This window comes from Nocardioides sp. Z30_9 (genome assembly GCF_058215735.1).
The window spans coordinates 463,122-483,383 of the sequence record NZ_JBZAJF010000002.1 but is presented as its reverse complement, the minus strand read 5'-3'; the positions used below and the strand labels follow the sequence as shown (position 1 = coordinate 483,383).

Genomic DNA, 20,262 nt, shown 5'->3' with positions numbered 1-20,262 from the left:
GAGGGTGCGTTCGCCACCACCGCCGTGGTCTTCTAGAGCCATGAGTCTTGAAGGTGAATACGTCCCCAGCCAGTCCGAGTGGGTCCGCAACCAGGTGGAGACCTACGAGGCCACCGACGGCGCCGAGGCCGACACCCTGCCCGGCACCGACTACCCGATCGTGGTGATCACCTCGCGCGGCGCCAAGTCGGGCAACCTGCGCAAGAACCCGGTGATGCGGGTCGAGCGCGACGGGATCTACGTCGCGATCGCCTCCAAGGGCGGCGCCGACGACAACCCGGAGTGGTACTACAACTTCGTGGCCCACCCGGAGGTCGACCTCCAGGACAAGGCCGTGAAGAAGACCTACCGCGCCGAGATCGTGCACGGCGAGGAGCGCGCCGATCTCTGGCAGTACGCCGTGGACACCTGGCCCACCTACGCGGAGTACCAGAAGAAGACCGATCGCGAGATCCCGGTCTTCAAGCTGACCCCGATCGACTGAACCGTCCTCGGTGCGCCCCGAAGAGGTTCACCGAGGATGGGGCCGGCCGGTCAGCGCGAGATCGAGGAGGCCAGCGCCGCCAGGTGGCACAGGCGGGCGATCTCGGAGTCGAGGATCTCGGGGCCACCGCGGCGGGCCATCACGATCATCTGGTCCGCCTCGATCGAGCAGCCGGCGAGGAGCAGGTCCGAGATGCGCTCGGGCACCTCGATCCTGCGGCCGCGGTCCAGGTCGAGGGGCCAGTGGAGGTCGTCGGGGATCTCCGAGGGCGCCGCCGGGGACCCGTGCAGGATCTTGGCCCCGTCGCCCACCCGCTGCACCCGGACCGCCCAGTCGACCACGAAGGTCGCAGGCAGCAGGTCGACGAGCGTGTCGAAGGCGGCCCCGGGGTCGGAGGTCATCGCCTCGACCACCTCGAGGTCCCGGGTGAGGTTGGAGCCGGCGCCGTAGTGCGATATCCACAGGACCTGCACGTCCTGGAGCGAGGTGCACGCGGAGACGATGCTGTCGGGCATCACCCCCTGCTCTGCGGCGAGGAAGACGTCGTCGATGGCGCGGCCGTCGTACCGCTCCACGATCTCGATCGCGTCGATGTTGCCGCCCACGGAACCGATCGCCGAGGCGAGGCGCCCCAGCGAGCCCGGGACGTCGGGAAGCTCGACGCGGAGCAGATAGGACATGTGCTGACCATAACCAACCGGTGTTTCTCCCCGATGACGTCGCACCACCGGAAACGAGCCCCTACGCGCGTGCAGCCGGTGTCTAGGGTGAGCAGATGAGCCGCATCCTCGTCACGGGCGCCACCGGCTTCATCGGCCGTCGCCTCGTCCCCGCCCTGATCGCGGAGGGCCACGACGTACGCGCGATGACCCGCCGCCCGGAGGCGTACGACGGACCCGGTGACCCGGTCGCGGGGAACGTCGACGACCGGGACTCGCTGCTGGGGCCGCTGGAGGGCGTGGACGTGGCCTACTACCTCGTCCACTCGCTCGACGACGCGGACTTCGAGCGCAAGGATGCCGAGGCGGCGCGCGCGTTCGCCAGCGCCGCCGCCGAGCAGGGGGTGCGCCAGATCGTCTACATGGGCGGGCTCGGCGCCGACGAGAACCTCTCCGCCCACCTGCGCTCGCGCCGGGAGGTGGAGTCGCTGCTCGCGGAGGCGGGAGTGCCGGTCACCGTGCTGCGGGCCGCGGTCGTGGTCGGCGCCGGCGGGATCTCCTGGGAGCTGACCCGCCAGCTGGTCAAGAACCTCCCGGTGATGGTGGTGCCGCGGTGGGCCAGCACCAAGACCCAGCCGATCGCGGTCGACGACGTGGTCCGCTACCTCGTCGGGGTGTGCGGGCAGGAGGCGGCGTACGGCCAGATCTACGAGATCGGCGGCCCCGACCAGCTCACCTACGTCGAGATGCTGAAGATCGCTGCCCAGGCCGGCGCCGGGCGCGGCTCGAGGATCCTCGAGGTCCCGGTGCTCACGCCGCGCCTGTCGTCGTACTGGCTCGCGCTGGTGACCGACGTCGACGTGACCACCGGGCGCAACCTGATCGACTCGATGGGGGTCGAGGTGCTGGTCACCGAGCAGCGGATCCGCGAGATCGTGCCGGGCGAGCCGATCGGGTACAGCGAGGCGGTTCGCCGCGCGCTCGCCGCGGACAGCTGAGCCGCTCGGTCAGGTCGGCTGGCCCAGGAAGATCGCGGGCAGCGCGTAGAGCATCGAGACCGACCACACCAGGTGGGTGATGATCGGCGCCAGGATGCCCCCGGTGGCGCGGCGCTGCAGCCCCACCACGAAGCCGAGCAGGATCGCCGCGAACCCGAGCATGAAGTTGCCGGTGGCGAGCGTGGCCACGGTGTAGGCCACGGTGGTGATCGCGACCTGGTGCTTGCGGATCGCGGCGTACATCGCGCCCCGGAAGAACAGCTCCTCGGCGATGCCGTTGAGCACCGTGACCAGCAGCAGGATCGCCCCGTGCCCCTGCTGGGCGTGCCGCAGGATCGTGCGCACCTGCTCGGTGAGGTCGAACCGGCCGCCTGTCACCTCCATCCACGGGATCTCCCGCACGACCAACGCGCCGAGGACGAACACCACCGCAAGCGCGGCGCCGACCAGGACCGGCTGGATGAACGGCCTCGGGGCGGTGAGGTCGGGAGCCGCGGGTTGGCCGACCCGGCCGAGGTGGAGGGGGCCGGAGGCGAACGCCCCCACGGCCCAGATCACGGCGAGACCGCCGGTGGCGGGGTAGAACCACGGGCTCCCCGGCTCGATCCGCAGCGAGAACCCCAGCGCGACCGCTCCCACCGCCAGGACCACGACGCTGACCACCTGCCGGCGCCGGAAGTCGCGCTCGGACTGTCGGTGGTCCCGCGGGGTCATGTCCCAGAGCACGTGGCGCATCTGGAGGGCGAGGCGTCGCATCTGCATGAGGCTAGCCCTGCACGGGACCAGCCAAACCTGGGCGTGGCCTGTTTCACACCCCGGCTCATAGGGTCGAGGAATGGCATCGCTGATGTGGTTCCGGCGCGACCTGCGGCTGCGGGACAACCCTGCCCTGCTGGCGGCGGCTGCCGCCGGGCCCGTCCTCGGCGTGTTCGTGCTCGATCCCGGGCTGTGGGCGGCGGCCGGTCCCGCTCGCCGTGCCTGGCTGGCGGCCTCGCTGCGCTCGCTGGACGAGACGATGGACGGACGGCTGTGCGTGCGGATTGGCCGCGCCCCGGCCGTGGTGCCGGAGCTGGTCGGGGAGTCCGGCGCCGAGTCGGTGCACGTCGCGAACGAGTTCACTCCCTACGCCCGAGCCCGTGACCACGCCGTCGTGGCAGCACTGCCCGAGGGCGTCGCCGGGGTGGCCACCGGGACGCCGTACGCCGTGCCGCCGGGGAGCGTGGTCAACGGGTCCGGCAACCCCTACCGGGTGTTCACGCCGTACAGCCGGGCCTGGCGCGCGCACGGCTGGGAGGACCCCGTGGCCGCGCCGGACGACGTGCACTGGCTCCGGGCCGAGGACGATCCCCGGGTCGCGGAGATTCTGGACGTCGCGCTGCGCGAGGCGCCCGAGCAGATGCCCGTCGCGGGCGAGGACGCCGCTTGGAAGCGGTTCCGGGACTTCCTGGACCAGGACCTCGCGGGGTACGCCGAGCAGCGCGACGACCCGGGGGCCGACCGCACCTCCCGGCTCTCGCCGTACCTCAAGCTGGGCGTGGTGCACCCCCGGCAGCTGCTCGCCGAGACGTCTGCCTCACGCAGCCAGGGCGCGCGCACCTTCGAGACCGAGCTGGCGTGGCGCGACTTCTACGCCGACGTGCTCTTCCGCGAGCCCGCCTCGGCGTGGAACGACCTCAGGCCGGTGCCGGGGCTGACCTACGACGACCCGCAGGACGCGATCGAGGCCTGGAAGCAGGGGACAACCGGCTTCCCGGTCGTGGACGCGGGGATGCGGCAGCTGCTCAGCGAGGGCTGGATGCACAACCGGGTGCGGATGATCACTGCCAGCTTCCTGACCAAGGACCTGCACGTGTGGTGGCCCGTGGGCGCCCGGCACTTCCTGGACCACCTCGTCGACGGCGACCTGGCGTCGAACAACCACGGGTGGCAGTGGGTGGCCGGGACCGGCACCGACGCGGCGCCCTACTTCCGGGTGTTCAACCCGATCACGCAGGGGGTCAAGTTCGACCCGAGCGGCGACTACGTCCGCCGGTGGGTGCCCGAGCTGGCGCACCTGGCGGGGAAGGCGGTGCACATGCCGTGGGACGCCGAGGACGGCTACGCGCACGGCTACCCGAGGCGGATCATCGACCACGCGGAGGAGCGTCAGGTCGCCCTGGACCGCTACCAGCGGGGCCGAGGGTGAACGTCTCGACGACCTCGTGCCGCGGGCCGCGACGCGGGCCCTCCCGCAGGTGCGAGGCGACCAGGGCGAGCTCCTCGATGCGCCACTGCGGCCCGCGGTAGGTGTCCAGCACGCGGACCCAGTTCGTCGCCTCGACCGGGCGGCCCATCCGGGCGAGCGTCAGGTGCGGCCGGAACCGCTGGCCGTCGACCTCGACCCCGGCCGTGGTCAGGGCGTTCCGGGCCCCGGTGGCCATCCGGTCGAGCTCGGGGCCTGTGTGCGGGTCTGTCTCGGTCTCGATGCCGGCGAAGAGGACCTTGGCCCGGCCGACGTGGGGGAACGCCCCTCCCCCGGCGATCCGGGCCGTGACCGGGTGCCGCTTGGCAGCGGCCGCCGCGAGCCGGGCCACCATCTCGTCGTACGCCCGGTCGGGGACGCCCGCCGCGAACGCCAGCGTCAGGTGCCACTGCGCCGCGGAGGTCCACCGGAACGGCGCCGCCTCCTGTCGCGGCGCGAGGAACTCCTCGAGGTCCTCGATCGCGCCCTCGGGAGGCACCACCGCCACGAACATCCGCTGCATCCCCCCATTCCACCCCACCGCCGTGGCACGCTGACCGGGCGATTGCGTCTCGCGGTAGCGCGCCGAGCGGGCACAACCGTCACGCCGTACGGCGTCGACCGGGCAGTTACGTCCGTACGATCCCCTTCGTGCAGCCGATCATCGTCGAGCAGACATCCCGCGTGCCCGTAGCCGCTGCTGTCGTCTGGGACCGGGTGACCACGCCCGCCGGCATCCGCGACGAGCTGCGGCCACTCCTGTCGATGACGATGCCGCCCCGACTGCGCGGCCGCACCATCAGCGACGCCGGTGAACTGGTGGGACAGCCCCTCGGCAAGGCCTGGCTGCTGCTGTTCGGCGTGATCCCCGTGGAGTACGACGACATGGTGCTCGTCGCCGTCGAGGACGGGCGCTCGTTCCATGAACGCTCGAACATGCTCGCCCTCTCCCACTGGGAGCACGAGCGGACCGTCCGGCCCCTCGCTGCAGACGAATGTCTCGTCAGCGACCGGCTCACGTTCGTGCCCCGGGTGCTCGCCGAGCGTCCCGTCGTACGTCGCATCGCGCGCCCCTTGGTCAGCACCCTGTTCGCGCACCGGCACCGTCGCCTGCGGGCATGGGCCGACCGCACACAACTGCCCGCTCACCGCGTTACGGCGTGACACAACTGCCCGGTCAGCGGGCTACGGCGTGACGGAACTGCCCGGTCAGCGTGGCTAGAGGCCGAGCTCGCGCCCGATGAGCTCCTTCATGATCTCGTTGGAGCCGGCCCAGATCTTCGAGACGCGGGCGTCGCGCCAGGCGCGGCCGACGCGGTACTCGTTCATGTAGCCGTAGCCGCCGTAGAGCTGGACGCAGTGGTCGAGGACGTCGTTCTGGATGTCCGCGGCCCACCACTTCACCTTCGCGGCGTCGACCGAGGTGAGCTTGCCCTGGGTGTGCGCGAGCACCGCCTGGTCCACGAACGCCTGGGTGACCTCGATCTTGGTGACCAGCTCGGCGGCGAGGAACTTGTTGTGCTGGAACGACCCGATCGGCTGGCCGAAGGCCTTGCGCTCCTTGATGTAGACCAGCGTCTCGTCAAGGATCTGCGCGGCCTGGGCGAGGTTGCCCACGGCGTTGGAGAGCCGCTCCTGCGGCAGCCAGTTCATCATGTGGATGAAGCCGCGATCGAGCTCGCCGATCAGGTTGTTGCCCGGCACCCGGACGTCCTCGAAGAACAGCTCGGCGGTGTCGGACTCGTCCTGGCCGACCTTGTCCAGCTTGCGGCCGCGGCTGAAGCCCTCCATGCCGGTCTCGACCGCGAACAGCGAGATGCCCTTGGCCTTCTTCTCCGGGGAGGTGCGCGCGGCCACGATGACGAGGTCGGCGGAGTAGCCGTTGGTGATGAACGTCTTGGAGCCGTTCAGGATCCAGTCGTCGCCGTCGCGGACCGCGGTGGTCTTCAGCGCGGCGAGGTCGGAGCCGCCGGAGGGCTCGGTCATCGCGATCGCGGTGAGCAGGTCGCCGGTGACGAAGCGGGGCAGCCAGCGCTCGCGCTGCTCCTCGGTGGTCAGCTCGACGAGGTACGGCGCGACGATGTCGGCGTGGATGCCGTGGCAGGAGCCCAGCGCCATCGAGATCCGGGCGAGCTCCTCGGCGAGCACGGCGTTGTAGCGGAAGTCGCCGGCCGCGGAGCCGCCGTACTCCTCCGGGATCTCGAGGCCGAGGAGGCCCTGCTCGCCGAAGGCCTGCCACATCTCTCGCGGGAACTGCTTGTTCTCGATGTACTTCTCCCACTGCGGGGTGACCTCGCGGTCGAGGAACCCGCGGACGGAGGAACGGAAGGCGTCGTGGTCGTCGTCAAAGAGCGTGCGCTTCATGCCGCCCATCCTAGTGACGGACATTACTGCTGAGTACACCCCGCCTGCAGGCGTGGACTGCCGCGCGCGGGGTATGGATATCCCCGTAGTTTGATCGTTCCAACAACTCACCATCGCAAGGAGAACCGCCGTGGAGATCTGGCCCGGCAAGGCTTACCCGCTCGGCGCCACGTTCGACGGCAGCGGGACCAACTTCGCCCTGTTCAGCGAGGTCGCCGAGCGCGTCGAGCTGTGCCTGTTCGAGGTGGGTCCCCGCGGGGGGATGCAGGAGACACGCGTCGAGCTCACCGAGATCGACGCCTACGTGTGGCACTGCTACCTGCCCAGCGTCCAGCCCGGGCAGCGCTACGGCTACCGCGTGCACGGGCCCTGGGACCCGGCCAACGGGCTGCGGTGCAACCCCAACAAGCTGCTGCTGGACCCCTACGCCAAGGCGACCGCCGGCGAGATCGACTGGGACCAGTCCCTGTTCGGCTACGAGTTCGGCGACCCGGACTCGCGCAACGACGCGGACTCCGCGGCGCACATGACCCACGGCGTGGTGATCAACCCGTTCTTCGACTGGGAGGGTGACCGCACGCTGGACATCCCCTACAACGAGACGATCATCTACGAGGCCCACGTCAAGGGCCTGACCCAGCTGCACCCCGACGTGCCCGAGGAGCTCCGGGGGACGTACGCCGGACTGGCCCATCCCGCGGTCACCGAGCACCTGACCAAGCTCGGGGTGACCGCGATCGAGCTGATGCCGGTGCACCAGTTCGTCCAGGACAACACCCTGCTCGAGAAGGGCCTGCGCAACTACTGGGGCTACAACACCCTGGCGTTCCTGGCCCCGCACGCGGCGTACGCCAGCAGCGCCAGCGAGCCCAACCAGCTCGGCCTGCAGGTCCAGGAGTTCAAGTCGATGGTCAAGGCGATGCACGCCGCCGGCATCGAGGTCATCCTCGACGTGGTCTACAACCACACGGCCGAAGGCAACCACCTCGGTCCGACGCTGAGCTTCAAGGGGATCGACAACCAGGCCTACTACCGCCTCGTCGAGGACGACCCGCAGTACTACATGGACTACACGGGCACCGGGAACTCCCTCAACGTCCGCCACCCGCACTCCCTGCAGCTGATCATGGACTCGCTGCGCTACTGGGTCACCGAGATGCACGTCGACGGGTTCCGCTTCGACCTCGCCTCCACGCTGGCGCGCGAGTTCTACGAGGTGGACCGGCTGGCGACGTTCTTCGAGCTCGTCCAGCAGGACCCGGTCGTGAGCCAGGTCAAGCTGATCGCGGAGCCGTGGGACGTCGGCCCGGGCGGCTACCAGGTCGGCAACTTCCCGCCGCAGTGGACCGAGTGGAACGGCGACTACCGCGACGTGGTCCGCGACTTCTGGCGCGGCGAGCCGTCGCTGGGCGCCTTCGCCTCGCGACTGGCCGGGTCCTCGGACTTCTACGAGAACTCCGGGCGGCGCCCGTTCGCCAGCATCAACTTCGTCACCGCCCACGACGGCTTCACCCTGCGCGACCTCGTCTCCTACAACGAGAAGCACAACGAGGCCAACGGGGAGGACAACAACGACGGCGAGAGCCACAACCGCTCCTGGAACCACGGCGCGGAGGGACCCACCGACGACCCCGAGATCCAGGCGTTGCGAGCCCGCGAGCAGCGCAACCTGCTGGCGACACTGCTGCTCAGCCAGGGCGTGCCGATGCTGCTGCACGGCGACGAGATGGGCCGCACCCAGGACGGCAACAACAACACCTACGCCCAGGACTCCGAGATCTCCTGGGTGCACTGGGAGCAGGCCGACCGGCCGCTGATCGAGTTCACGGCCGCCCTGATGGGGCTGCGCAAGGAGCACCCCACCTTCCGGCGCAAGCAGTTCTTCACCGGTACGGCGGTGCGCAGCGGCGAACGCCTCGACGACATCGTCTGGCTGCACCCCGAGGGCCGCGCGATGGAGAACGGCGACTGGGACGGCCCCTACGACGACGGTGGCGGCCGGACACTGGGGATGTACCTCAACGGCCACGGCATCGCCGGGCGCGACGCCCGCGGCAACCGGATCGTCGACGACCACTTCCTGCTGTACTTCAACGTCGGTGACCAGATCGAGGTGACCCTTCCGCCGCAGGAGTACTCCGCCGGCTGGGACGTCATCATCGACACCGGTGGCGTGGCCGACGACGATCGGTCCTACGCCCCCGGCGAGCGCCTGGTGCTGCAGCACCGGTCGACGGTCGTGCTCCGCGAGCACCGCGAGCCCGAACAGGACGTCGACCACTCGGTCGCGGCCTCGCTCGCCGGCTACAACGGAGGATCGCAGTGAGTCACCCAGTACCCCCGCCGCAGGACAGCCCCGGTCCACCCGGCCCGTCACCGAAGGGGAAGCGGGTCCCCGCCAGCACCTACCGCCTGCAGATCAGCGCCGACTTCGACCTCTTCGAGGCAACCCGGCGACTGGCCTACCTGCGTGACCTCGGCGCGGACTGGGTCTACCTCTCGCCGCTGCTCTCCGCGGAGCCCGGCAGCAACCACGGGTACGACGTGGTCGGCTTCGAGGGGATCGACGAGTCCCGCGGGGGTGCGGCCGGGCTGGCCGCGCTCTCCGCCGAGGCCCGCCGCCTCGGCCTCGGGGTGCTCGTCGACATCGTCCCCAACCACGTCGGGGTGGCGACCCCGGCCGAGAACGCCTGGTGGTGGGACGTGCTGCGGCTGGGCCGCGAGTCCCCGCACGCGGACGCGTTCGACATCGACTGGGACTTCGGCGGCGGGCGGCTGCGCGTGCCGGTGGTCGGCGACGACGACCTCGGCCCCGACGGGCGCATCGAGAACCTGACCGTGGACACCTCGGGCGAGGAGCCCGAGCTGCGCTACCACGACAACCGCTATCCCCTGGCTCCCGGCTCTGCCGATGACTGGGCCGACGACGGGGCCGACGCCAACACGGTCCACGACCGGCAGCACTACGAGCTGGTGGGCTGGCGCCGTGCGGACGCGGAGCTGAACTACCGCCGCTTCTTCGCGGTGAACACCCTGGCCGGCGTACGCGTCGAGGACCGTGCCGTCTTCGACGCCACCCACGCCGAGATCCGCCGCTGGTTCACCGAGGGCCTCGTCGACGGCCTCCGGGTGGACCACCCCGATGGGCTGCGCGACCCCAAGGCCTACCTCGACGACCTCGCCGAGCTCACCGGCGGCGCCTACGTGCTGGTCGAGAAGATCCTGGAGCCCGGCGAGGAGCTGCCCACCTCGTGGGCGACCGACGGCACCACCGGGTACGACGTGCTCGCCCTGCTCGACCGGGTGCTCACCGACCCCTCCGGCGAGAAGCCGCTGGACGCCCTGGAGACCCGGCTGCGCGGCGCCCCCCTGGACTGGCAGCAGATGGTCCACGACCGCAAGCGCGAGGTCGCCGACGGCATCCTGCGCTCGGAGACCCGCCGCATCGTCCGCGAGCTGCCGGCGCTGACCGCCGACGTGTCCTCGCTCGAGGACGCCGTGGCCGAGCTGCTGGCGTGCTTCGGGGTCTACCGCTCCTACCTGCCCGAGGGGCGCGAGCACCTCGAGGAGGCGCTGAGCGCGGCGCGGCGTACCCGGCCCGACCTGGCCGCCACCCTCGACGAGCTCGCCCCGGTCCTCGGCGACCCGGAGGCACCCGCCGCGCGCCGGTTCCAGCAGACCAGCGGGATGGTGATGGCCAAGGGAGTCGAGGACTGCGCGTTCTACCGCAGCTCGCGGCTGACCTCGCTCAACGAGGTCGGCGCCGACCCGAGCGTCTTCTCGGTGACCCCCGAACAGTTCCACGACGCGATGGCGACCCGGCAGCGCGAGTGGCCGCACGCGATGATCACGCTGTCCACCCACGACACCAAGCGCGGCGAGGACGTCCGCGCCCGGATCACCGCTCTAGCGGAGCTCCCAGACGCGTGGGCCGACGCACTCGACGCCCTCCTCGCCCTGGTCCCGCTGCCCGACGCCGGCTTCGCCGCACTCCTGTGGCAGGCCGTGCTCGGCGCCTGGCCCGCCTCCGTGGACGGCGAGCTGCCGGCGGACCTGCGCGAGCGGCTGCACGGGTACGCCGAGAAGGCGATGCGCGAGGCCGGCGACAACACCACGTGGACCGAGCCCGACGCGGCGTACGAGGAAGCCGTGCACGCCGCGGTGGACGCGGTCCTCGACGACACCCGGACCAACGCCGTGCTCACCCAGCTGGCGGACCGGGTCGCGGCCGCAGGGTGGAGCAACGCGCTCGCCGCCAAGCTGGTGGCGATCACCGCCCCGGGGGTGTGCGACGTCTACCAGGGCAGCGAGCTGTGGGAGCAGAGCCTGGTCGACCCGGACAACCGGCGGCCGGTGGACTTCGACCAGCGCGCCGACCTGCTCGGTGGCCTCGAGGCGGGCGAGCTGGCCGTGAGCCGGCCGATGACCGTCGACGACGAGGGGCTGGCCAAGCTGCTGGTCACCCACGAGGCGCTGCAGCTGCGCCGCGACCAGCCGGAGCTGTTCACCGGCTACGACCCACTCGTGGCGAGTGGCTCCGCGTCCGAGCACGTGCTGGCCTTCGACCGCGGCGGAGCGGTCACCGTGGTCACCCGGCTGCCGGTCGGGCTGGCCGAGCTCGGTGGCTGGGGCGACACCACGATCCCGCTGCCCGCGGGCGACTGGACCAACCTGCTCGGTGCCGACCTGGCGCCGGTCGCCGGCGAGGTACGTGTGGCCGACCTGCTGGCCGAGCTGCCGGTGGCCCTGCTGGTGAAGGAGGACTGATGCGCGGACGCTTCGACGTGTGGGCCCCCCGACCCCAGCGACTCCGGCTCAGCGTCGGCGACGACGTGGTGGAGATGACCCGTGGCGACGACGACTGGTGGACCCCGGCCGGGCCGGTGCCGTCGGGCCCCGGATTGACAGAGGTCGACTACGGCTACCTGGTCGACGACAACGAGACGCCGCTGCCCGACCCCCGCGCACGGCGCCAGCCCAACGGGGTGCACGACCGGTCGCGGACCTTCGACGCCGGCGCCCACGCATGGGCCGACACCGCGTGGACCGGGCGCCAGCTGGCCGGCTCGGTGATCTACGAGCTGCACCTGGGCACGTTCACGCCCGAGGGCACCCTCGACGCGGCGATCGAGCGGCTGGACCACCTGGTCGCGCTCGGCGTCGACCTGGTCGAGCTGCTCCCGGTGAACGCGTTCAACGGCACCCACAACTGGGGCTACGACGGAGTGCTGTGGTCCGCGGTCGACGAGAGCTACGGCGGGCCGGCGGCGTACCAGCGCTTCGTCGACGCCGCCCACGCCGCCGGCCTCGGCGTGGTCCAGGACGTGGTGCACAACCACCTCGGCCCGTCGGGCAACTACCTGCCGATGTTCGGGCCCTACCTGAAGACCGAGGGCGCGAACACCTGGGGATCGCTGGTCAACCTCGACGGCGAGGGGTCCGCGGAGGTACGCCGCTACATCCTCGACAGCATCGCGATGTGGTTCACCGACTTCCACGTCGACGGCCTGCGCCTCGACGCGGTGCACGCGCTCTCCGACGACTCCGAGGTGCACCTGCTCGAGGAGATGGCGGTCGAGGTGGCCGCACTTTCCGCGCATTTGCGCCGACCGTTGACGCTGATCGCGGAGTCCGACCTCAACGACGCCCGGATGGTCACCCCCCGCGAGGCGGGCGGCACCGGCATCGACGCGCAGTGGAGCGACGACTTCCACCACGCGGTGCACGTCGCGCTCACCGGCGAGACGAGCGGCTACTACGCCGACTTCGAGCCGCTGGAAGCGCTCGCGAAGGTGTGCGAGCGCGGGTTCTTCCACGACGGCACCTTCTCCAGCTTCCGCGGCCGCGACCACGGCGCGCCGATCGACACCGCGACGATGCCGACCTGGCGACTCGTGGTGGCCAACCAGAACCACGACCAGATCGGCAACCGCGCCGTCGGCGACCGGCTCTCTGAACACCTCGACGACGACCAGCTGGTCTGCGCCGCGATGCTCACCCTGGCCGGCCCGTTCACCCCGATGCTGTTCCAGGGCGAGGAGTGGGCGGCGTCGGCGCCGTTCCAGTTCTTCACCTCCCACCCCGAGCCGGAGCTGGGCAAGGCCACGGCGGAGGGCCGGATCAGGGAGTTCGCGGCGATGGGCTGGGACCCGGCCGTCGTACCCGATCCCCAGGACCCGGAGACCTTCCACCGCTCCAAGCTCGACTGGGACGAGCTCACGTCCGGCCGCCACGCCACCGTGCTCGCCGCCTACCAGCGGCTGGCCGAGCTGCGCCGCTCCCTGCCGGCGCTCACCGACCCCGCCTTCGGGTCGGTGTCCTGCACCGTCGACGAGGACCCCCGGGTGTTCACGATGCAGCGCGGCACCGGCGAGACCCGGGTCCTGATGGCGGTGAACTTCGGCGACAAACCGGCCACCGTGGCAGTCGACGAGGACCTCGACCTGGTGTTCCGCACGCCGAGCGCCCCCACCCTCACCGACGGCAAGCTGCACCTGCCGCCGCACGCCGGGGCCCTGCTGGGCTGAGGGTCCGGTGGTCCGGTTTCCCAGGTGATGAACCCGAACTGCCTCTTCACACACCTCACGCCCTGTGTGAAGAGGCAGTTTCCTGTGTGAAGACTCCTAGAGTCAGCCACATGGACCGTGATCGAGGCAGACTGCACCGGCTGCGGCGTACGGCGGCGCTGACCCCGGTGCTCCTGATCCTCGTCGCCTGCGGCTCGACCGGCGAGAAGGAGCCCGTCCAGGCGAAGCCCGGCGCCCAGCCCTCGGTGACGGCCACGCAACCCGCCCCGAGCGCACCACCCAGCACACGGCCCAGCGCGACGCCGAGCCCGACCCCCAGCCCGAGCGGGCCAGCGCTGAGCGGACGACCTGTCCTCGGCGGCGCACCGCCCCCCTGGCTGGGCAAGCGGGTGCTGCCCCGCACCGCGGGCGGGTACGGCGAGGTGCGGCGTACCCCAGCCGAGCTAGTGCAGCGGCGGTTCACCCTGCCCGACCAGCTCCCGGCTCTTCCCGGTCGCGGGTTCGCCTCCCGGATCACGACTCCCGCGCCTCGATCTGTGCTCGCCCGGTCCACCTGGCAACCGGGGTGCCCCGTTGCCCGCTCGGACCTGTCCTGGATCCGGCTCACCTTCCACGGCTTCGACGGCGCCCGGCACACCGGCGAGCTGCTGGTGAACCGGTCCGCGGCCACCGACCTGGTCGGGGTGTTCCGCCGGCTCTACGCCATGCAGTTCCCGATCGAGGAGCTGCGGGTCACCCGCCGCGACGAGCTGGACGCCCCGCCGACCGGCGACGGCAACAACACCGGCGCTCTCGCCTGTCGGCCGACGACGGGCGGGTCGTCGTACTCCCAGCACGCCTACGGCCTGGCCATCGACCTCAACCCGTTCCAGAACCCCTACGAGAAGGGCGACGTGGTGCTGCCCGAGCTCGCGTCGTCCTACCTCGACCGCGGGTGGGTCCGCCCCGGCATGGTCACGGCCGGCGACCCCGTCGTGCGCGCGTTCGCCGACATCGGCTGGCAGTGGGGCGGCGCCTGGAACTCCCTGAAGGACTACCAGCACTTCTCCGCGAACGGCCGGTGACGCGGGGCGGCGTACCCGGTCCGGTTTCCCAGGTTATGAACCCAAACTGCCTCTTCACACACGTCACGCGGTGTGTGAAGAGGCAGTTTCCTGTGTGAGGTCAGGCGTACGGCGTACCGCTCACCCGGTCTGACCCTCCTCGCGACTCTCCGCGACGCGGTGCGGCACCCGGAGCAGCCGGACCCCGGTGACGAGCACGAGCCCGCCGATCAGGTTGCCGAACGTGGACCACCCGAGGGCGCCGAGCCAGTCGAGCCAGTCGTAGTCGGCCTTGCCCGTGAGCAGGCCAGCGAACATCAGGATCGAGTCGAGCACCGAGTGGAAGAGCTGCCCGGCAACGAGCACGAACGAGAACAGCACCGCGGGCACCAGCTTGACGCCCAGACTGTCGGTCGCCGTCTGCATCCGGGTGAGCAGCGTGATCACCAGGCCGCCGAGCACCGCGAGGAAGAAGGACTTCCACGAGACCCCGAGGTGGGCGAAGTGAGCACCCGACTCGAGCGCGACCTCCTGCACCTGCGGCAGGGCCACCACGATCATCGCGGCCATCACGAAGCCGCCGACGAGGTTCGCCGCGAGCGTGACCACCCACAGGCGGATCAGCTGGGCGAGCGTGCCGACCTTGGCGACCACCGAGATGACCGGCACCAGGAAGTTCTCGGTGAACAGCTCGCTCTTGGACAGCAGCAGGCCCACGAAACCGATGGTGAAGGCGAGCGACGCAAGCAGCGGGTTGCCGGTCTCGGCCTTGACCACGAGATAGGCCAGGACCCCGATCCCCACGTCGATGCCGCCGAGGAAGCCGGTGCTCAGCAGCGGGAGCAGCGGCCGGTCCAGCCGCTCGTGGCCCTCCTCGACCAGCCGGTCGTAGGTCTCCTCGAGCTCGGGTTCCTCCCTCGCGCCCTTCGGCGGAGCAACGTCTCCCGAGTCTCCTGAGGGCTGGCTCATGTGGGTGTCTCCTGGTCGAGGGGATCGGGCGCGAGACGGACTGTGCCCCGCTCCTCACACAGCAAACTGCCTCTTCACACACGGCGTGAGGTGCGTGAAGAGGCAGTTCGGGTTCATAACCTGGGAAACCGGACGCCCCTCACGACCCCAGCAGGCTCGCGAAGTCAGGCACGTCCCCGAAGGGGTCCACGCGGTGGAGGGCGGGGCGGGCGGCGACGAGGTCGGCGAGCTCGCGGGCGGCGCGGTCGATGCGGGTGCGGAGCTCCCCAGCGGCACCGTCGGCGCCGCCGGTGCCCCCGTGCGTCATGCCCCAGTCCTCGCTGGCGGCGAAGACGCCGGTGGGTACGACGACCGCGTGCAGGTAGCCGAACAGGGGGCGCAGGGCGTGGTCGAGGACGAGCGAGTGGCGAGCCGATCCCGCGGTGGCGGCGACGAGGACCGGCTTCCCGTCCAGGGTGCCCTGCTCGAGGATGTCGAAGAACGTCTTGAACAGCCCGGAGAACGAGGCGCTGAACACCGGCGTGACCGCGATGACCGCGTCCGCGTCGGCGACCGTGGCCACCGCCGCCTCCAGGTCGCCGGCCGGGAAGCCGGTGAGCAGGGCGTCGGTGATCGCGTGCGCCAGCGGGCGCAGCTCGATCACCTCGACCTCCGCCTGGCGGCCGCCGTCGACGAGCGCGGCCTTGGTCGCAGCTCCGAGCAGGTCGGCGAGCAGTCGGGTCGAGGAGGGCTCGGAGAGGCCGGCGGTGACGACCGCGATCCGGCGTACGTCGTCGACCCGCCCGCCATCGGCCCCTCCGGCGAGACGCAGGCTCATGCCGCGACCTCCTCGTCGTGCTTGCGCAGCTCTGCGACGACCTCACCGAGCAGGTCGAGCTGGTTCAGGACCGTCTTCAGCGGCAGGCCCGCGTGGTCCAGCAGGAACAGCTGGCGCTGGTAGTTGCCGGCGTACTCCCGGAAGGAGAGCGTGCGTTCCACCACCTCGGCCGGCGTGCCGACCGTGAGCGGGGTCTGGGAGGTGAACTCCTCCAGCGAGGGCCCGTGGCCGTAGACCGGGGCGTTGTCGAAGTAGGGGCGGAACTCCCGCACGGCCTCCTCGTGGGTCCGGGCCATGTAGACCTGTCCGCCGAGCCCGACGATCGCGTCCTCGGCCTTGCCGTGGCCGTAGTGCTCGAACCGGGAGCGGTAGAAGTCGACCATCCGCGCGGTGTGCGAGGCCGGCCAGAAGATGTGGTTGGAGAAGAACCCGTCACCGTAGTAGGCCGCCTGCTCGGCGATCTCGGGGCTGCGGATCGAGCCGTGCCACACGAACGGCGGCTCGCCGTCGAGCGGACGCGGGGTGGAGGTGAACCCCTGGAGCGGCGTGCGGAACTTGCCCTCCCAGTCCACGTTCTCCTCGCGCCAGAGCCGGCGCAGCAGCGCGTAGTTCTCGATGGCCAGCGGGATGCCGTCGCGGATGTCCTTGCCGAACCACGGGTAGACCGGGCCGGTGTTGCCGCGGCCCAGCATCAGGTCCATCCGGCCGTCGGAGAGGTGCTGCAGCGTCGCGTAGTCCTCGGCGATCCGCACCGGGTCGGTGGTGGTGATCAATGTGGTGCTGGTGGAGAGCTTGATCCGGCTGGTCTTCGCCGCGATGTAGGCCAGCGTGGTGGTCGGCGCGCTCGGGATGAACGGCGGGTTGTGGTGCTCCCCGGTCGCGAAGACGTCGAGGCCCACCTCCTCGGCCTTGAGCGCGATCTCGATGGTCGCCTTGATCCGCTCGTGCTCGCTCGGAGCGTGCCCCGTCGTCGGATCGGTCGTCACGTCACCCACGGTGAAGATGCCGAACTCCATGATTCCTCCAAGAAGTAGTTGACGATGTAACTACTTAGCCACGCACCCTATTCCTTGACGGGGGGCAGGGGCCACCCCAGACTTCCAACCACCCGACGCATCCGAGGACGGACACCATGGCCAGATCTCGTGTGGACTACCAGAACGTCGACAAGGACTACCTCGAGCACCGCACCCTGAAGAGGGGAGCGGCCGGCTGGATCCTGCTGGCCGGTCTCGGCGTCAGCTACGTCATCTCCGGAGACTTCGCGGGCTGGAACTTCGGCCTCGACGAGGGCGGCTGGGGCGGCCTGCTGATCGCCACGCTCCTGATGGGCCTGATGTACACCTGCATGGTGTTCGGCCTGGCCGAGATGTCCTCGGCGCTCCCGGTCGCCGGGGCCGGCTACGGCTTCGCCCGCAGGTCGATGGGACCACTGGGCGGGTTCGCGACCGGCATGGCCGTGCTGATCGAGTACGCCGTGGCGCCCGCGGCGATCGCGGTCTTCATCGGCGGGTACGTCGAGGCGCTGGGGCTGTTCGGCCTGACCAGCGGCTGGCTGGTGTTCGCGATCGCCTACGTGGTGTTCATCGGCATCCACCTCTACGGCGTCGGCGAGGCGCTGAAGCTGATGTTCGCCATCACCGCGATCGCCGTGGTGGCGCTGATCGCTGCCCTGGTCGGGCTGCTGCCGTCGTTCTCGACCGACAACCTGTTCGACATCACCCCCACGGGCGCGGCGGGTGCGAGCGACTTCCTGCCGATGGGCTTCGCCGGCGTGGTCGCGGCGCTGGTCTACGGCATCTGGTTCTTCCTCGCCGTCGAGGGCGTCCCACTCGCGGCCGAGGAGACCAACGACCCCGCCCGCGACATGCCGCGCGGCATCATCGCGGCGATGGCGACGCTGCTGCTGTTCGCGGCGCTGATCCTGTTGATCCTGCCGGGCTCGGCGGGTTCGGAGACCATCCGCGCCAGCGACAACCCGTTGCCCGAGGCGCTGCGCGCGGTTCGCGGTGACGACTCGCTGCTGGCCGACTTCGTCAACTGGGCAGGTCTGGCGGGCCTGATCGCCAGCTTCTTCTCGATCATCTACGCCTACTCGCGGCAGCTGTTCGCGCTCTCCCGCGCCGGCTACCTCCCGCGCGCCCTCTCGCTGACCTCCTCGCGCAACACCCCGTGGGTGGCGCTGCTGGTCCCCGGCACCATCGGCTTCATCCTCGCCGGTGTCCTCGAAGCCAACATGGGCGCCGACGCGGGTGCGCTCCTGATCAACATCGCGGTCTTCGGCGCGACGGTCTCCTACGTGCTGCTCAACCTGAGCCACATCATGCTGCGCCGCCGCGAGCCCGACCTCGAGCGTCCCTACCGAACGCCGGGCGGGGTGGCCACGACCGGGGTCGCGCTGGTGCTCAGCGTGGTCGCGGTGATCGCCACGTTCGTGGTCGACCCGCGGGCCGCCGGGATCACCGCCGCCGTGTTCGTCGCGGCGCTGGCGTACTTCTGGTTCTACAGCCGCCACCACCTCGTCGCGAGCGCCCCCGAGGAGGAGTTCGCGGCGATCACCGACGCGGAGTCGGGCCTGAAGTAGGCCCGGCCTGATCCTGGGCTACTCCTCGATCGGCAGCGGGAACCGCGCCAGCCGCTCGACCTCGTTGAGGTCGAGGTGGTTGCGCATGTAGTGGTTGCGTCCCTCGGCCGGCGGCTCGTACTCCCACGGCGTGACCACGCCGGTGCGCAGCGCCGCTCCCACGAGTCGTCGCCGCGCCTGGTCGTCGATCACGTCGGCGGTGATCGCCTCGAGGTCCCAGCGGCGCTCCACCTCCAGCCGCATCTCCTTGACCTTGGCCGACCAGTCGGCGTCCTCGGCCAGGTTGACCCGCTCGTGCGGGTCTTCGGCGAGGTCGTAGAGCTGGTCGGGGTCGACCGGGGAGTGCACGAACTTCAGGTCACCGCGGCGGATCATCACGATCGGCGCGACGGCGCCCTCGCCCATGTACTCCCCGATCACCTCGCGCTCGACCGGATCGGCCGCCGGCGTACGGCACAGGTCGAGCAGCGAGCGGCCGGCGAGCGGGTCGACGCTCTCCGGGACCCCCTCCCCGGCGAGCTCGGTGATCGTCGGGAGCACGTCGACGAGCGAGACCGGTGCGGAGACCCGTCGGGGGGCGAACCGGGTCGGACTGTGCACGATCAGCGGCACCCGGGCTGAGCCCTCGAAGAAGTTCATCTTGTACCAGAGCCCGCGCTCGCCGAGCATGTCGCCGTGGTCGGCCAGCAGGATCACCACGGTGTCGTCGGCCACCCCCAGCGACTTCAGCGTGGCCATCAGCCGGGCGGTCCACTCGTCGAGGTAGGAGATGTTGCCGTAGTAGGCGCGCCGGGCCCGGCGTACGTCGCGCTCGGTGATCTGGACCTCGTCCATCGCGCTCACCTGGCGCAGCCGCTGGGTGTGCGGGTCGAGGGCGACGTCGTCGGCGCCGAGGACCGGCATCGGGATGTCGACGCCGTCGTAGAGGTCCCAGAACCGGCTGCGGGTGACGTAGGGGTCGTGCGGGTGGGTGAAGGAGACCACCAGCATCCACGGCCGCTCGTCGGAGTCGCGGGCCAGCTCGTGCAGCGCGCGGACGCCCTGGTGGCCGACCTCGTCGTCGAAGAGCAGCTGGTTGGTGACCTCCGCGGTGCCGGCCTTCTTCACCGCGTCCATGTTGTGGAACCACCAGTCGATGCGCTCGTCGGGCTGCAGCCAGTTGGGGGTCCAGCCGAAGTCAGCGGGGTAGATGTCGGTGGTCCGCCGCTCCTCGAACCCGTGCAGCTGGTCGGGCCCGACGAAGTGCATCTTGCCGTCGAGCACGGTGCGGTAGCCCGCCGAGCGCGCGTAGTGGGCGAAGGTCGGGACCGTGCTCGGCAGGTAGGCGGCGTTGTCGTAGCCGCGGGTCGCGGACGGCAGCTGGCCGGTCATCATGCAGTAGCGCGCCGGGGTGCACAGCGGACTGTTGGAGTACGCCGCGTCGAAGACCACTCCCTCGCGGGCCAGCCGGTCGATCGTGGGGGCCTTGACCACCGGATTCCCGTAGCAGCCCAGCGCGCTCGGATTGACCTGGTCGAACATCAGGATCAGGACGTTGGGGCGTTCTGCAGGCGCAGCAGCGGGGTCGTCGACGGTCACCCTGAGAGTGTGCACCCG

At 70.7% G+C, this 20,262-nt stretch carries 17 protein-coding genes; 9 read left to right on the top strand and 8 right to left on the bottom strand.

The window, feature by feature from the left end; translation table 11 throughout:
- Positions 1 to 40 precede the first annotated feature (40 nt).
- The gene (locus tag AC4BGB_RS12985) at positions 41 to 484 is read left to right on the top strand and encodes a nitroreductase family deazaflavin-dependent oxidoreductase (RefSeq protein ID WP_490547298.1); all 444 of its coding nucleotides are present in this window, start codon (positions 41 to 43) and stop codon (positions 482 to 484) included.
- A gap of 50 nt (positions 485 to 534) precedes the next feature.
- Here the strand turns inward: AC4BGB_RS12985 and AC4BGB_RS12980 are convergent, their stop codons facing one another.
- Entirely contained in the window at positions 535 to 1,164 is a 630-nt protein-coding gene (locus AC4BGB_RS12980) for an ACT domain-containing protein (RefSeq protein ID WP_490547297.1), read from the bottom strand.
- Between the two features lie 95 nt (positions 1,165 to 1,259).
- Here AC4BGB_RS12980 and AC4BGB_RS12975 point away from each other — a divergent pair, with 95 nt between their 5' ends.
- Positions 1,260 to 2,141, top strand: coding sequence for an NAD(P)H-binding protein (locus tag AC4BGB_RS12975; protein WP_490547296.1), 882 nt, complete (start codon positions 1,260 to 1,262; stop codon positions 2,139 to 2,141).
- 9 nt (positions 2,142 to 2,150) lie between these two features.
- Here the strand turns inward: AC4BGB_RS12975 and AC4BGB_RS12970 are convergent, their stop codons facing one another.
- The gene (locus AC4BGB_RS12970) at positions 2,151 to 2,897 is read right to left on the bottom strand and encodes a CPBP family intramembrane glutamic endopeptidase (RefSeq protein WP_490547295.1); all 747 of its coding nucleotides are present in this window, start codon (positions 2,895 to 2,897) and stop codon (positions 2,151 to 2,153) included.
- 79 nt (positions 2,898 to 2,976) lie between these two features.
- On the opposite strand from AC4BGB_RS12970, the gene AC4BGB_RS12965 reads away from it, so the two are divergent.
- A complete protein-coding gene (locus AC4BGB_RS12965) occupies positions 2,977 to 4,326 on the top strand; it encodes a cryptochrome/photolyase family protein (protein ID WP_490547294.1) in 1,350 nt (449 codons plus the stop codon).
- On the opposite strand, the gene thpR is transcribed toward AC4BGB_RS12965, so the two are convergent.
- Positions 4,265 to 4,885, bottom strand: a complete 621-nt coding sequence (gene thpR / locus AC4BGB_RS12960; protein WP_490547293.1) for an RNA 2',3'-cyclic phosphodiesterase — start codon at positions 4,883 to 4,885, stop codon at positions 4,265 to 4,267. The two genes, AC4BGB_RS12965 and thpR, sit on opposite strands and share 62 nt — an antisense overlap.
- Positions 4,886 to 5,013: 128 nt before the next feature.
- Between thpR and AC4BGB_RS12955 the strand changes: the two genes are divergently transcribed.
- Positions 5,014 to 5,526 (top strand): hypothetical protein, encoded by a 513-nt coding sequence (locus tag AC4BGB_RS12955; RefSeq protein ID WP_490547292.1) that lies wholly within the window; start codon positions 5,014 to 5,016, stop codon positions 5,524 to 5,526.
- Between the two features lie 54 nt (positions 5,527 to 5,580).
- On the opposite strand, the gene AC4BGB_RS12950 is transcribed toward AC4BGB_RS12955, so the two are convergent.
- Positions 5,581 to 6,726, bottom strand: coding sequence for an acyl-CoA dehydrogenase family protein (locus AC4BGB_RS12950; RefSeq protein ID WP_490547291.1), 1,146 nt, complete (start codon positions 6,724 to 6,726; stop codon positions 5,581 to 5,583).
- A gap of 130 nt (positions 6,727 to 6,856) precedes the next feature.
- Between AC4BGB_RS12950 and glgX the strand changes: the two genes are divergently transcribed.
- From glgX to AC4BGB_RS12930, 4 genes are all read left to right on the top strand, one after another.
- Entirely contained in the window at positions 6,857 to 9,052 is a 2,196-nt protein-coding gene (gene glgX / locus AC4BGB_RS12945; RefSeq protein WP_490547290.1) for a glycogen debranching protein GlgX, read from the top strand.
- Complete coding sequence (gene treY, locus AC4BGB_RS12940) at positions 9,049 to 11,493, top strand: malto-oligosyltrehalose synthase (protein ID WP_490547289.1); 2,445 nt, start codon at positions 9,049 to 9,051, stop codon at positions 11,491 to 11,493. The genes glgX and treY overlap by 4 nt, the downstream gene beginning before the upstream one ends.
- Complete coding sequence (treZ, locus tag AC4BGB_RS12935) at positions 11,493 to 13,253, top strand: malto-oligosyltrehalose trehalohydrolase (RefSeq protein WP_490547288.1); 1,761 nt, start codon at positions 11,493 to 11,495, stop codon at positions 13,251 to 13,253. Before treY ends, treZ begins: the two co-directional genes overlap by 1 nt.
- A gap of 110 nt (positions 13,254 to 13,363) precedes the next feature.
- Entirely contained in the window at positions 13,364 to 14,317 is a 954-nt protein-coding gene (locus tag AC4BGB_RS12930) for a M15 family metallopeptidase (protein WP_490547287.1), read from the top strand.
- 120 nt (positions 14,318 to 14,437) lie between these two features.
- On the opposite strand, the gene AC4BGB_RS12925 is transcribed toward AC4BGB_RS12930, so the two are convergent.
- The 3 genes from AC4BGB_RS12925 to AC4BGB_RS12915 form a co-directional block, all read right to left on the bottom strand.
- Complete coding sequence (locus AC4BGB_RS12925) at positions 14,438 to 15,265, bottom strand: formate/nitrite transporter family protein (RefSeq protein ID WP_490547286.1); 828 nt, start codon at positions 15,263 to 15,265, stop codon at positions 14,438 to 14,440.
- 139 nt (positions 15,266 to 15,404) lie between these two features.
- On the bottom strand, positions 15,405 to 16,082 hold the full coding sequence (locus AC4BGB_RS12920; RefSeq protein ID WP_490547285.1) for a CE1759 family FMN reductase: 678 nt from the start codon (positions 16,080 to 16,082) through the stop codon (positions 15,405 to 15,407).
- On the bottom strand, positions 16,079 to 17,098 hold the full coding sequence (locus AC4BGB_RS12915; protein WP_490547284.1) for a CE1758 family FMN-dependent luciferase-like monooxygenase: 1,020 nt from the start codon (positions 17,096 to 17,098) through the stop codon (positions 16,079 to 16,081). The genes AC4BGB_RS12920 and AC4BGB_RS12915 overlap by 4 nt, the downstream gene beginning before the upstream one ends.
- Before the next feature lie 116 nt (positions 17,099 to 17,214).
- On the opposite strand from AC4BGB_RS12915, the gene eat reads away from it, so the two are divergent.
- Positions 17,215 to 18,666: an ethanolamine permease gene (gene eat, locus AC4BGB_RS12910; protein ID WP_490547283.1), complete on the top strand. Its 1,452-nt coding sequence runs from the start codon at positions 17,215 to 17,217 to the stop codon at positions 18,664 to 18,666.
- 18 nt (positions 18,667 to 18,684) lie between these two features.
- On the opposite strand, the gene betC is transcribed toward eat, so the two are convergent.
- Entirely contained in the window at positions 18,685 to 20,244 is a 1,560-nt protein-coding gene (gene betC / locus AC4BGB_RS12905) for a choline-sulfatase (RefSeq protein ID WP_490547282.1), read from the bottom strand.
- Between the last annotated feature and the right edge of the window lie 18 nt (positions 20,245 to 20,262).